At 47.1% G+C, this 12,959-nt stretch carries 12 protein-coding genes; 6 read left to right on the forward strand and 6 right to left on the reverse strand.

Annotated features, from left to right (window positions below):
- Positions 1 to 32: 32 nt before the first annotated feature.
- The 6 genes from gyrB to dnaA form a co-directional block, all read right to left on the reverse strand.
- Complete coding sequence (gene gyrB / locus G548_RS0104430; protein WP_027847201.1) at positions 33 to 1,949, reverse strand: DNA topoisomerase (ATP-hydrolyzing) subunit B; 1,917 nt, start codon at positions 1,947 to 1,949, stop codon at positions 33 to 35.
- 82 nt (positions 1,950 to 2,031) lie between these two features.
- A complete protein-coding gene (gene remB, locus G548_RS0104435) occupies positions 2,032 to 2,316 on the reverse strand; it encodes an extracellular matrix regulator RemB (protein WP_022792942.1) in 285 nt (94 codons plus the stop codon).
- 13 nt (positions 2,317 to 2,329) lie between these two features.
- Positions 2,330 to 3,448 carry a DNA replication/repair protein RecF gene (gene recF, locus G548_RS0104440; protein WP_022792943.1) on the reverse strand — a complete coding sequence of 373 codons (1,119 nt, stop codon included), beginning with the start codon at positions 3,446 to 3,448 and terminating at the stop codon, positions 2,330 to 2,332.
- A 10-nt stretch (positions 3,449 to 3,458) separates the two neighbouring features.
- On the reverse strand, positions 3,459 to 3,683 hold the full coding sequence (yaaA, locus tag G548_RS0104445; protein WP_022792944.1) for a S4 domain-containing protein YaaA: 225 nt from the start codon (positions 3,681 to 3,683) through the stop codon (positions 3,459 to 3,461).
- A 202-nt stretch (positions 3,684 to 3,885) separates the two neighbouring features.
- Positions 3,886 to 5,028, reverse strand: a complete 1,143-nt coding sequence (dnaN, locus tag G548_RS0104450) for a DNA polymerase III subunit beta (protein ID WP_022792945.1) — start codon at positions 5,026 to 5,028, stop codon at positions 3,886 to 3,888.
- 146 nt (positions 5,029 to 5,174) lie between these two features.
- A complete protein-coding gene (dnaA, locus tag G548_RS0104455) occupies positions 5,175 to 6,515 on the reverse strand; it encodes a chromosomal replication initiator protein DnaA (RefSeq protein ID WP_022792946.1) in 1,341 nt (446 codons plus the stop codon).
- A gap of 624 nt (positions 6,516 to 7,139) precedes the next feature.
- On the opposite strand from dnaA, the gene rpmH reads away from it, so the two are divergent.
- The 6 genes from rpmH to rsmG all read left to right on the forward strand — a co-directional run bounded on the left by rpmH (position 7,140) and on the right by rsmG (position 12,956).
- A complete protein-coding gene (rpmH, locus tag G548_RS18975) occupies positions 7,140 to 7,277 on the forward strand; it encodes a 50S ribosomal protein L34 (protein ID WP_079474470.1) in 138 nt (45 codons plus the stop codon).
- Between the two features lie 99 nt (positions 7,278 to 7,376).
- A complete protein-coding gene (gene rnpA / locus G548_RS0104460; protein ID WP_022792947.1) occupies positions 7,377 to 7,739 on the forward strand; it encodes a ribonuclease P protein component in 363 nt (120 codons plus the stop codon).
- Positions 7,740 to 7,956: 217 nt separating this feature from the next.
- The gene (gene jag, locus G548_RS0104465) at positions 7,957 to 8,592 is read left to right on the forward strand and encodes an RNA-binding cell elongation regulator Jag/EloR (protein WP_022792948.1); all 636 of its coding nucleotides are present in this window, start codon (positions 7,957 to 7,959) and stop codon (positions 8,590 to 8,592) included.
- A 217-nt stretch (positions 8,593 to 8,809) separates the two neighbouring features.
- Positions 8,810 to 10,186, forward strand: a complete 1,377-nt coding sequence (mnmE, locus tag G548_RS0104470; RefSeq protein WP_022792949.1) for a tRNA uridine-5-carboxymethylaminomethyl(34) synthesis GTPase MnmE — start codon at positions 8,810 to 8,812, stop codon at positions 10,184 to 10,186.
- Positions 10,187 to 10,232: 46 nt separating this feature from the next.
- Positions 10,233 to 12,113: a tRNA uridine-5-carboxymethylaminomethyl(34) synthesis enzyme MnmG gene (gene mnmG / locus G548_RS0104475; protein WP_022792950.1), complete on the forward strand. Its 1,881-nt coding sequence runs from the start codon at positions 10,233 to 10,235 to the stop codon at positions 12,111 to 12,113.
- A gap of 129 nt (positions 12,114 to 12,242) precedes the next feature.
- Complete coding sequence (rsmG, locus tag G548_RS0104480) at positions 12,243 to 12,956, forward strand: 16S rRNA (guanine(527)-N(7))-methyltransferase RsmG (RefSeq protein WP_022792951.1); 714 nt, start codon at positions 12,243 to 12,245, stop codon at positions 12,954 to 12,956.
- Positions 12,957 to 12,959: the final 3 nt, after the last annotated feature.

The following is a 12,959-nucleotide window of genomic DNA, read 5'->3' on the forward strand; positions in this document are numbered from 1 at the left end:
GGGGGTTTCTTTGTTTACCTTAGTGCCGGCTCTTACACGTCGAGGTTCTGTACGTAATGCGCGTTTTCCTGGATAAAGTCACGACGTGGCTCTACGTGATCTCCCATCAGTGTTTCAAACACTTCATCAGCCACCATTGCTTCTTCAAGCGTCACCTGCATCGTCGTTCTTGTCTCCGGATCCATGGTCGTTTCCCAAAGCTGGGTCGGATTCATCTCCCCGAGCCCTTTATAGCGCTGAAGGTTTGGTTTTGGCTGCGCCGGAAGCTCGGCCAGTGCCGGCTGAAGTTCACGCTCAAAAAAGAGATAGCGAACGTATTTGCCCTGCTGGACCTTGTACAAAGGCGGCTGGGCAATATAAATATATCCTCTTTCAAGCAGCGGCCGCATATAACGATAAAAGAAGGTTAGCAGAAGTGTCCGGATATGGGCTCCGTCCACATCGGCATCCGTCATAATAATAATGCGGTGATAGCGGGCCTTTTCGATATCAAATTCATTGCCGATGCCCGTTCCGAGAGCTGTAATAATAGTTCTGATCTCATTGTTGGCGAGGATTTTATCCAGACGCGCTTTTTCCACGTTCAGGATTTTTCCCCGCAGCGGCAGAATAGCCTGAAAATGCCGGTCCCGTCCCTGCTTGGCTGAACCGCCGGCAGAATCCCCTTCGACAATGTATACTTCACTGCTTGCCGCATCCTTTGAGGTGCAGTCGGCCAGTTTTCCCGGCAGCGAGCTGACTTCAAGGGCACTTTTACGGCGGGTTAATTCCCTGGCTTTTTTCGCAGCGTCCCGGGCTCTTGAGGCCATTAGTCCTTTTTCTACGATCGTCCTCGCCGTATCCGGATTTTCGCTCATAAACCTCGAAAAATGCTCCGAGAATAATGAATCTGTAATGGTACGGGCTTCCCCGTTTCCTAATTTTGTTTTTGTCTGCCCTTCAAACTGCGGATCGGGAATTTTTACGCTGACAATCGCAACGAGGCCTTCACGCACATCGTCTCCGATTAAGTTCGGATCGTTTTCCTTAAACAGGCTGTTTCTGCGGGCATAGTCGTTAATAACCCTTGTGAGTGCCGTCCGGAAGCCCGACTCGTGGGTGCCGCCTTCATGGGTATTAATATTATTTGCAAATGAGTATACATTGCTTGTATACCCGTTGTTGTACTGCATGGCTACTTCGACCTGAATATCGTTGCGGGTCGCTTCAAGAAAAATCGGTTCGTTGTGGAGTGTGTCCTTCTGACGATTCAGGTATTCCACAAAGGAAGCAATGCCGCCTTCGTAATGGTAGGTCTGCACCTGCTCTTCTTCCGTACGTTTATCAGTACACGTAATATGGAGTCCCCGGTTAAGAAACGCAAGCTCCCGCACACGCGTCGTAAGCGTTTCAAATTCAAACTCGGTCGTTTCTTCAAAAATCTCCGGATCCGGTTTGAAACGGATCTTTGTGCCCCGCTTATCTGTCTTGCCGACTGTTTCGAGGTCGTGCTGCGGGATACCACGGCGATAAGCCTGCTGATAGATTTCGCCTTCCCTGTGCACTTCGATATCAAGCGTCTCGGAAAGAGCGTTCACCACGCTTGCTCCCACACCGTGAAGACCGCCGGAAACCTTATAGCCGCCGCCGCCAAATTTACCGCCGGCGTGGAGCACGGTCATAATAACCTCTACGGCCGGACGTCCCATTTTTTCGTGCATACCAACAGGCACACCACGGCCGTTGTCTTCTACAGTAATACTGTTATCTTTTTCAATCGTAATATATATTTGGTCACAATAGCCGCCCATGGCTTCATCAATGCTGTTATCAACTATCTCCCACACTAGATGGTGAAGTCCTCTGGACGTTGTAGAGCCGATATACATGCCTGGACGTTTCCGGACTGCTTCGAGTCCTTCAAGTACCTGGATCTGATTTTCATCGTATGAATTTTGGTTCATCGACAATCTGTTCACCTTCGCTTCCTGCGGGATCAATTCTCGCGTGTAGTCCGTAAATACCTGCTGCCGTTTTCATCTCTTTGTACGCTCAGTCCTCTTTGGCTGACTGTATTTCTTCATGATATTCATCATATTCTGAAATAATCTGCGATCTGCGCTTCAGCGTTAACGAAGAAATAGGGGAGAAATAAACCTTCTCTTTTGTAACCACGACGGATTTTGCTTCGGAGTCTGCAATTTGTTCTTTATCGTCATTTTCCACTGCCTGCAGGAACTGTCTTGTGATGCTTGAAGAATCCTGGCTGTTGCTGTCTAAAATCGCTATGACGTCTTTTGAACGTATTACGGTGCCGTCGCCTAAATGTATAAACAATGTGATTCACCACCTACTGTTTTTCCAATTGTCCCTGGCGGGCAGTAAATACGGTTGCCCGCTCGATTGTCTCGTGCTTGATGCTTTCAATGCTTGTTGTTGTAACAAAGGTCTGTACTTTTCCCTGGATCGCATCCAGTAAATGAGACTGGCGGTGCTGATCGAGTTCCGAGAGTACGTCATCAAGCAACAGGATGGGATATTCTCCTACGTAAGCACGGATCAACTCTATCTCTGCCATTTTTAACGATAAGGCAGCGGTCCGCTGCTGGCCCTGGGAGCCGTATGTCTGTACGTCCCTTTCGTTGACCAGAAGCTTCATCTCATCCCGGTGCGGTCCTGCAAGTGACAGTCCCCGGCGGATTTCATTTTCTCTGCGGCGCTCAAGTTCTGCCCGAAGCTGTTCAGCGAGTGCTGAGGCTTCCATTTCCGCATGAATGTTTGCAGATGGGTCATACTGCAGCTCAAGCTGCTCCCGGCCCTGTGTGATCCGTGTATGGATTTCTGAAGCCCAGCCTTCAAGCTGCTGCAAAAATCCGTAACGCCGCTGGATTACTTTCACGGCTGCTTCGATGTATTGTTCATCGATCACCTCAAGTGTTAACTCCTGCTCCCGGCTCGGCACCGGAAACATGCCCTTTAGCAGCTGATTGCGCTGCTTTAGAATGCGCTGGTACTTGGAAAGATCGTGAAGATACACCGGGCTGATCTGCCCAATCTCCATATCAATAAAACGCCGCCTCATATTCGGCCCGCCTTTTACAAGATTTAAATCCTCCGGGGCAAACATGACGACGTTGCATGCGCCTATATATTCACTTAGCTTTTTTTGTTCGATGCCATTCTTTTTTACTTTTTTTCCTTTGGCCGAAAGAATAACTTCGAGATCAACGTGACGCTGCTCCCGCTCTACTGAAGCCTCAATGCGGGCAAATTCATGATTCCAGCCAATCAGCTCCTTGTCTTTGGAAGTCCGGTGGGATTTCGCAAAAGCAAGCATATGAATAGCTTCCATCAGGTTTGTTTTTCCCTGGGCATTTTCCCCGACAATAACATTTACAGTGTTCTCTATTTGCAAGGCAATATCGCTGTAGTTGCGATACTGCTTGAGCCGAATGTTTTTTACATACACAGGCCTGTGCTCATCCTTCGCCGGTACCGATAGTGAAGCTTCCGTTCTCTTCGACTTCCACTACGTCCCCTGGATACAGCTTTCTTCCCCTGCGGGCTTCTTCTTCTCCATTCACTTCTACAGCGAATTCAGAGAGAAACCACTTCGCCATACCACCTGTATCGATGATTCCAGCTTCTTTGAGGAACTGGCCGAGTGTTATATATTCGGTTGTGATATTAATCGCCTCTCCCATATCGATCCTCCCGACGCCGGATATTAAAGCATAATTATTACTTCTGCCTGTTTCCGAACATATTTCATTCATACTCTATATTTTACTAAAAATAAGCGGAAAATGCCAGTATATCGCACTATTCGTTTCATATTCCCTGTCAGCACAACATAAGAAAAACGGCCCCCTGTTTTATACAAAAGGCCGTATAATTGTTCAACTTTTAATACGTGCGTACCGGGGAGAATAAATGCAGCATCTGATCATGGTCTGTCGGCCGCACCACAAATGGGCTCATCGCCCCGGTAAATTGAATATGAATTTTTTCACTATCGATTACTTTCAGGGCATCTGTGATATTTTTTCCGTTAAACGAAATGCGAAGCTCTTCTCCGTCTATTTTATCACAATCGATGTTTTCCGTCACTTTCCCGATTTCAGAAGAAACGGAGTTGATTTCTACCCTTCCGTCTCCGAGTGTTTTTAAGTTGATCACATTGTTTTTTGTTTCTCTTGAAAGCAGCAGCGCCCGGTCAAGGGACTGCAGTAATTCCTTTGTAGACAGCTCCACGCCGGTTTTGGTTTCAGAAGGGATCATATTTTTTGTCACCGGATATTTCCCATCAAGAAGCCGGGAGTAAAACAGAAGATGTGGAAAACGAAACATTACCTGGGTTTCCGTAATAATAATTTCGACGGTGGAATCATCATCGCTCAGCAGTCGGCTTAATTCATTCAGGCTTTTGCCCGGAATGACGATGTTGGATAGGTCGGGAGCATCTGAACCTGCTTCAAGGTTTGCTTTCCGAAGAGCAAGCCGGTGGCTGTCTGTAGCAGTACAGATCAGCTCCCCGTTTTCACTTTCAAGGTTTACACCTGTTAACACCGGTCGTGTTTCCTGCGCTGAGACGGCAAAAACCGTCTGGCGGATCATGTCCTTGAGTAAGCTTTGCGGCAGATGGAACATATTTGTATCATCAAGCTTTGGAAGCCGCGGGTATTCTTCCGGATCCAGACCGTTCAGGTTAAATACAACGGAGCCGGAACGGATAGTAGTCGCGAACTGGTCCTGTACGACAACTTCGATTTCCTCTCCCGGAAGCTTTTTCACTATTTCGGCAAAAAAACGGGCCTGGAGCACAATGCTTCCCTGCTCCTGTACCTGCACATACTGGTTATCATTTTCCTCTGCTGGAATGAACGTTTCGATGGATATGTCAGAATCACTGCCTGTTAATGTTACGCCATCGGCGGCTGCAATGATTTTAATTCCGGTCAGTATTGGAATTGTCGTTCTGGAGGAGACAGCTTTATTTACGTTTTGTACATGTTGCACAAATTGCTCTCGATCGACGGTGAAATGCATAGGTCATCTCCCTTTATATATATTGTTTTTAAAGTAGTAATAGTAGTAGGGCTTGTTAGTACTGTGGATAAATAAGATTTGAACTGCTAATTCAGGCATTTAAACCTGTTAATAAGTTGTGCATAACTTCAGGTCGTTATCCACATCTATGTGCGTAACTGATCGATGATTCCCTGGACCGTTTTTTGCAGTTCTGTATCTGTAGACATTAGATTTGATATTTTTTCGTGGGCATGAATGACGGTCGTATGGTCTCTGCCGCCAAAAGCCTCGCCAATTTTTGGCAGAGAGGCATCGGTCATTTCCCGGGACAGATACATGGCGATCTGACGCGGAAAAGCGATGCTCTTCGTACGTTTTTTTGCCTTTAATTCGGGCACAGGCATCTGAAACTGAGTCGCTACCCTTTCCTGAATATGCTCAATAGTGACTGTCTTCGGCTGGGCAGTAGGAATGATGTCTTTTAAAGCTTCAGCCGCGAGGTCAGCGTTCATGTCCTGATTGATCAACGAAGAATAAGCGACGACACGGATAAGTGCCCCCTCGAGTTCACGGATGTTTGTATCAATTTGGTTGGCAATATAGAGCATGACCTCGTTTGGAATATCAAGCATTTCTGCTTTCGCTTTTTTACGCAGAATAGCGATTCTTGTTTCGAGATCCGGCGGCGTGATATCGGTGATTAACCCCCATTCAAACCGGGAACGGAGCCGGTCTTCAAGCGTTGGTATTTCCTTTGGCGGCCGATCGCTTGAGATGACAATTTGTTTGCTTTCTTCATGAAGAGCGTTAAAGGTGTGGAAAAACTCTTCCTGTGTCTGCTCTTTTCCCGCTAAAAACTGAATATCGTCGATAAGCAGTACATCGACGTTTCGATATTTGTTCCGGAAATGCACGGCTTTGTTGTCCCGGATAGCATTGATAAATTCATTGGTGAACTTTTCGGAGGACAGGTACATAACTTTGGCATTGGGGTTATGATCAATAACATAATGGCCGATGGCATGCATCAGGTGGGTTTTTCCAAGGCCGACACCGCCGTAAATAAATAATGGATTGTATGCTTTGGCCGGCGCTTCAGCTACTGCAAGCGATGCGGCATGGGCAAAACGATTCCCGGAGCCGATCACAAAAGTATTAAATGAGTATTTATCATTCAGCATGCTCTTTGGAGGGTCCTGGCTGGAACCGGACGGAGCCGTTTTTGGAGGCGCTGGTTCATTTTCAACCGGAGCTTCAGCCTGCGGTATCACAAATTTCACCTGCAGCGCGGATCCGGTAATATCTTCTAAAGCGTCAGTAATCAGGTTTGTATAACGGCTCTCAAGCCAGTCGCGGGCAAACTCGTTCGGTGCTTCAATAATGACGGTATCTCCTTGAAGATCCGAGGCCTCAGTCGCTTTCAACCACGTTTCATAGCTTGGTTTACTTACTTTTTCCTGCATTAGTTCCAATGTCTGGTTCCATAAATCAGTAATATTTTCCAATAAGGACGCACTCCTCTCGTACAGGTTTAGCAGTATACAATGGTTTGGCTGGAGACTCAAATCGCTGGAAAGACAGAAAAGGCTTCTATCTTATCATGGTGAAAGAAAGAAACCCAATAAGTGAATATGCGGGAGATGCATATTGTATGCGGTATAAAATTATTGTGCAATAATAATAAAATTATGTAAAAAAAGAAATACACATAATGCACAGGGCTGTGAATAACATTGTCCAATGGCTGTGGAAAATTATCCACAAAGTTATCAACAGCTGTGGATAAGGTTGCATTGTATGGAATGTTATTAACAGAAACTTAATCCATGATAGCAAATAAAAAGATGAATAACAACGGGAACATATTTGTTTATCCACAAACTCAAGAACTTGTGTATAGAAACTATCCACAGCACAAGATTATGTGTACAAGTTGTTTATAACGCTGTGGGCATTTTTTATGTTCGCTTTTGACTATCCACATAGTAAAGAAGAATCGCTGTGTACAAACGCAGTAAAAACAGCTGCCGGTATCGCCCAGGGGGTGGTTGACAGTTTTTCTTATTCTCTATATAATTTACGGGAATGTTTTCGAACGTTTATTACTCCTTGAGGAGGTGCGATACACTATGGGAAAACCAACATTTACCCCTAACAACCGGAAGCGTAAAAAAGTACACGGTTTCCGTGCGAGAATGGGAACAAAGAACGGTCGTCAGGTTTTGAAAAATCGTCGTCGTAAAGGTAGAAAAGTATTATCTGCATAAGAAGGCCACGGATTCTATCCAGTGGTCTTTTTTTCTGTCTTCAGCCGGAAAGAAAAATAAAATTGCCGGCAGTTATTATAGGAAAAAGGGGGCCGGGTAATGAAAAAGCACAATCGTTTAAAAAAGAATCACGAGTTCAGCTATATTTTTGCGCACGGAACTTCCGTTGCCAACCGGCAGTTTGTGCTTTATACCTTAAAAAGAGAGGAGCAGGTTCATTACCGGGCAGGCCTCACTGTCAGTAAGCGAATGGGAAATGCCGTCATGCGCAACCGGATCAAGCGCTATCTGCGCGAAGCTGTATCGGAACTCGAGCCCCGGATCCCGGGAGGCTACGACCTGGTAGTCATAGCGAGGAAACCGGTAGCGGATATGGATTACCATGAAACGAAAAAAAGTCTGACCCATGTATTTAAAAAAGCCGGTTTGTTAAACTCAGGTAAAGCAAAGCCCAAAAGGTAAACAAGAAGCTGTTTTCGCTTCTGAATCGGCAGCGGCCGGGAGCGAAGATACTTTTAAAATAGAGGGATTTCCGCCGGCACTGAAGAAATTATTTACAGGGCCCATGGGAAATTAACATCAGAATTATTTTGCCCCTGCACGTACGTGCAGCATATGCATATAGATGTCCGCAATGAACGAAAAGCAGGTACTAAGAAACAAGGAGGGCGGGGTAACGGTGGACCAATCAATGAAGGTTTCCGGGAAAACAGTAGAAGAAGCTTTAGACACAGCTGTGCGGGAGTGGGAAACAACAATAGGCCGTATTGAATATCATGTGCTTGAACAGCCAAGAAAAGGGTTTCTCGGTATTGGAGCGAAGCAGGCTTCCATAGAAGTATTCCTTCGAATCGATCCTGTGGAGGAAGCGGCTGCATACTTAAAAGATCTGGTACAGGCTATGAATATAGAAGCAGAGGTGGAAGTAAAGATCTCAAGAAAGCATACTATGATGGAGATCAAAGGCTCTTCTCTGGGCCTTCTGATTGGAAAACGAGGAAAGACCCTCGATGCGCTCCAGCATCTTACGAACACCGCCGCCAATAAGTACGCTGACGCCAAGCAGCATATTATAATTGACGCTGAAAATTACCGAGGGAAACGAAAAGAATCGCTGCAGCGGTTTGCCGAGCGCATGGCGGGGAAAGCTATCCGGGAAAATGGGACAATTAAACTTGAGCCCATGGACGCAGCGGAACGAAAAATTATTCATCAGACCCTGCACCAGCATAAAAATGTTGAAACAACGTCGTCTGGAAAAGAACCAAGACGCCACGTAGTAATCACACCTGCTGCAAAAGAAAAGCAAAAATAGAACGAGCTGCCGTCTGGAGTACCAGGCGGTTTTTTAAACAGAAGGCATCTGTACACAGGTTATCCACATGTGGATAAAAACCTTTTGCGAACTTGCTTTCATATGATATTCTATTTAGTTAGAAGCATATAAGGAAACGACGAAAACGATGCCGAAAAAAGGTGTCGTCCTTTTCGTATGTCTAATAGATGAAGAAAAACCCAGGGAGGGTTGATGAATGGAAACAGATACAATTGCCGCGATTTCCACTCCGAGCGGGGAAGGGGCTATTGCGATTGTCCGCCTGAGCGGAGACGAAGCGCTTGCTATTGCGGATCATGTGTATAAGGGCAAAAAATCTCTTCATGATGTGGAAACGCATACGATCCATTATGGGCATATTATCGACCCGGCGGACGGCTCCGTAATTGAAGAATCCATGATTTCTGTGCTCAGGGCCCCAAAAACATTTACAAGAGAAGATATCGTGGAAATTAACTGCCACGGAGGGCTGGTCTCGGTTAATCGTGTTCTTGATAACGTATTAAGTCAGGGAGCGCGGCTGGCGGAGCCTGGAGAGTTTACGAAACGTGCATTTTTAAATGGGCGTATTGATCTGACGCAGGCAGAAGGCGTCATGGACCTGATCAGAGCCAAAACTGACCGGGCCATGCAGAGTGCTTTAAAGCAGGTGGAAGGAAGACTTTCCGAACGGATCCGTAAGCTTCGCCAAAAGCTTCTCGAAACAGTGGCCAATGTGGAAGTGAATATTGACTACCCTGAATTTGATGCTGATGTTGTGACGACGAATGTTTTAAAGGAAAATGTAGCGTTTGTCGGCGAAGAGATCGACCAGCTGCTCGTAACGGCGAGACAGGGGAAAATTATGCGGGAAGGGCTCGGCACAGCGATTATCGGCCGGCCAAACGTAGGAAAATCCTCCCTGATGAATAATTTGGTACATGAAAATAAAGCAATTGTAACGGAAGTGCCCGGCACTACAAGAGACGTGCTCGAAGAGTATGTAAACGTCCGGGGTGTGCCTCTTCGTTTAATTGATACCGCCGGCATACGTGAAACTGAGGATATTGTGGAAAAGATCGGCGTAGAACGCTCCCGCCAGGTGCTTCAGGAAGCGGAGCTGATCCTTCTTGTCATCAACAGCGCAGAGCCGCTGTCCGATGAAGACCGAGCATTATTTCAGGCAGTTCAGGGCATGAATGTTATTGTTATAATGAATAAAACGGATCTTCCCAAACAGGTGGATGAGGAAGAACTCCGGGAGTATACATCCGGCCGGCCGATTATTGCCGCTTCTTTTCTGAATGATGAAGGCATCGACAGTCTTGAAGAAGCAATCGCCCATCTCTTTTTTGATGAAGGAGTAGAGGCAGCAGACATGAATTATTTGTCCAATGCCCGTCATATTGGGTTGTTGAACCAGGCAAAACGTTCGGTAAATGACGCTTTGGAAGCCGTGGAAATGGGAGTGCCGGTAGACATGGTACAAATTGATATTACCCGGGCCTGGGAACAGCTCGGAGAAATTGTCGGAGAAAACGTGCACGACGGATTAATTGATCAGCTGTTTGCCCAGTTTTGTCTCGGAAAATAGATACGTCCGCTGCAGGCGGAGGGTAATACTAGAAGGAGGAACCGTAATGAGTTACAACGGAGGAAATTATGACACGATTGTCATCGGCGCCGGACATGCGGGCGTAGAAGCAGGGCTTGCTTCTGCACGCATGGGAGCCAGCACATTGATGCTGACGCTGAACCTCGACGCCGTAGCGTTTATGCCGTGCAACCCGTCTGTAGGAGGGCCGGCAAAAGGGATTGTCGTTCGCGAAATTGATGCGCTCGGCGGAGAAATGGCTAAAAATATTGATAAAACGCATATCCAGATGCGGATGCTTAATACAGGAAAGGGACCGGCTGTTCAGGCACTCCGTGCCCAGGCCGATAAATTTCTTTATCAGCAGGAAATGAAGCGGACCCTTGAGAACACAGAAAATTTAACGATCCGCCAGGGTCTGGTGGAGGAGTTGATCGTTGAAGATAACGTATGCAAGGGTGTAGTTACTAACACTGGCGCGAGCTACTACGCTTCATCGGTCGTAGTGACAACAGGAACTTATCTGCGCGGCAAGATTATTCTCGGAGAACTCGCGTATGAAAGCGGCCCGAATAACATGCAGCCTTCCATCAATTTGTCGGACAGCATTAAAGCGCTCGGCCTTGACATGGTCCGGTTCAAAACCGGAACGCCGCCGCGGGTAAACAGTAATTCCATCGATTACAGCAAAACAGAGATTCAGCCCGGTGATGAACAGCCGCGGGCCTTTTCCTATGAAACGGTGGAATTCATTACCGATCAGCTGCCATGCTGGCTCACCTATACCGGCGCAGAAACGCATGAGCTGATCACGAACAATCTGCAGCGTTCCCCAATGTATTCCGGTATGATAGAAGGAACCGGTCCGAGATACTGTCCTTCAATTGAGGACAAAATTGTCCGTTTTAATGACAAGCCGAAGCACCAGATTTTCCTCGAGCCTGAAGGCCGAAATACAGATGAAGTATACGTGCAGGGGCTCTCAACCAGTCTTCCGGAGGACATTCAGTTTGGCATACTCAAAACAATTCCGGGGCTTGAAAACGTAAAAATGATGCGCCCGGGATATGCGATCGAATACGATGCCATCGTACCGACGCAGCTGTGGCCGACCCTTGAAACAAAAACCGTGGAAGGTCTCTTCACGGCCGGTCAGATTAACGGCACGTCCGGATATGAGGAAGCTGCCGGCCAGGGAATTATGGCCGGAATCAACGCAGCCCGCAAAGCACAGGGCAGGGAAGGCGTCATCCTCGACCGTTCGGATGCTTATATCGGGGTATTGATCGACGATCTGGTCACTAAAGGCACTAACGAACCATACCGTCTGTTAACGTCGAGGGCGGAATATCGCCTGCTTCTCCGTCATGATAACGCCGACCTGCGTTTAACCGAAATCGGCCGGGAGATCGGATTGGTTCCGGAGGCCCGCTACGAACGATTTGTGCATAAAAAAGAATCGATCGAGGCCGAGAAAAAACGATTGGAAAGCTTTACCCTGAAGCCGAATGAAGAAATCAATGACATGCTTATTTCCCGTGGCTCGACAGCGATGAAGGAAGCAGCTTCGGCGGCTCACCTGATGAAGCGGCCGGAAATCGGTTATGCTGATGTCGCTCCATTTGCAGACGCACCGTCGTCTATTGCGCCGGATGTAACTGAGCAGGTGGAAATCCAGGTGAAATACGAAGGGTATATTTCCAAACAGCTTGAACAGGTCGAGCGGATGAAGAAAATGGAAGAGAAGAAGATTCCGGAGAGCATCGATTACCATTCCATTTCCGGTATTGCAATTGAAGCGAGACAAAAGCTTTCAGAAGTACGTCCGCTTTCTGTCGGTCAGGCGTCCCGTGTATCCGGGGTAAATCCGTCCGATATATCTATACTGCTTGTGTATATTGAACAGGGCCGTATGGCAACAACGTAACAGTGCGTGATAAAGCCCCTGCTTAGCGAAAGCAGGGGCTTTTTTTCAAGATACGCCGTCTTTCTGCGGTGCAGATACCAGGAGTATGGGCGTGATCGTATTATCCAGTGAAGGGCAGGAAAGACAAGAATGAGTAAAGAAAATTTTCCCGAATGGCTTGAAGCCATACATATCTCTTTGAACACTAAACAGAAAAAGCAGTTCGAGCAGTATTATCAGCTGCTTGTCGAATGGAATGAGCGCATGAACCTGACAGGCATTACTGAAGAACGGGAGGTGTATGAAAAACATTTTTATGATTCCCTTACCGGAGCTTCCCTGGCGGCCTTTAAGGAAGAGGGAAGCCTGATCGATGTCGGTTCAGGAGCCGGCTTCCCGAGTCTGCCTCTTAAGATTTGCTTTCCAGGGCTTCAGGTTACCATTGTCGACTCTTTAAAAAAACGCATCGGTTTTTTAGAGGAAATCGTGAGTGAACTCGGGCTTGAAGGAGTGACTCTCATCCATGACCGGGCCGAGCAGCTCGCGCGTCAAAAGGCATACCGGGATCAGTTTGACGCAGCCAGTGCCCGGGCTGTGGCCAAGCTTCCAGTGCTGCTCGAGCTCTGTTTGCCGTTTGTAAAGCCGGGAGGTGTTTTCATTGCGTGGAAGGGTGCAAGTGGAGAAGAGGAACTGCATGAGGCGGAAAACGCCCTCGTAAAATTAGAAGCAGAAGCAGCAGCCCCGAAGAAAATGAAGCTCCCGGAAGAACAGAGCGAGCGGGTACTTTTAACATTCGAAAAAAAGAAAAAAACCCCAAAAACGTATCCGAGAAAACCAGGAACCCCGGCGAAAAATCCTTTATAATCA

This window comes from Marinococcus halotolerans DSM 16375 (assembly GCF_000420725.1).
Taxonomy (GTDB): domain Bacteria; phylum Bacillota; class Bacilli; order Bacillales; family Marinococcaceae; genus Marinococcus; species Marinococcus halotolerans.

Bases quoted from the DNA above. Each gene is read 5' to 3' on its own strand.
- yaaA (WP_022792944.1), bottom strand. From the start codon at position 3,683: ATGGGAGAGGCGATTAATATCACAACCGAATATATAACACTCGGCCAG.
- rpmH (WP_079474470.1), top strand. From the start codon at position 7,140: ATGGGAAAACCAACATTTACCCCTAACAACCGGAAGCGTAAAAAAGTA.
- rsmG (WP_022792951.1), top strand. From the start codon at position 12,243: ATGAGTAAAGAAAATTTTCCCGAATGGCTTGAAGCCATACATATCTCT.
- dnaN (WP_022792945.1), bottom strand. From the start codon at position 5,028: ATGCATTTCACCGTCGATCGAGAGCAATTTGTGCAACATGTACAAAAC.
- mnmE (WP_022792949.1), top strand. From the start codon at position 8,810: ATGGAAACAGATACAATTGCCGCGATTTCCACTCCGAGCGGGGAAGGG.
- mnmG (WP_022792950.1), top strand. From the start codon at position 10,233: ATGAGTTACAACGGAGGAAATTATGACACGATTGTCATCGGCGCCGGA.
- rnpA (WP_022792947.1), top strand. From the start codon at position 7,377: ATGAAAAAGCACAATCGTTTAAAAAAGAATCACGAGTTCAGCTATATT.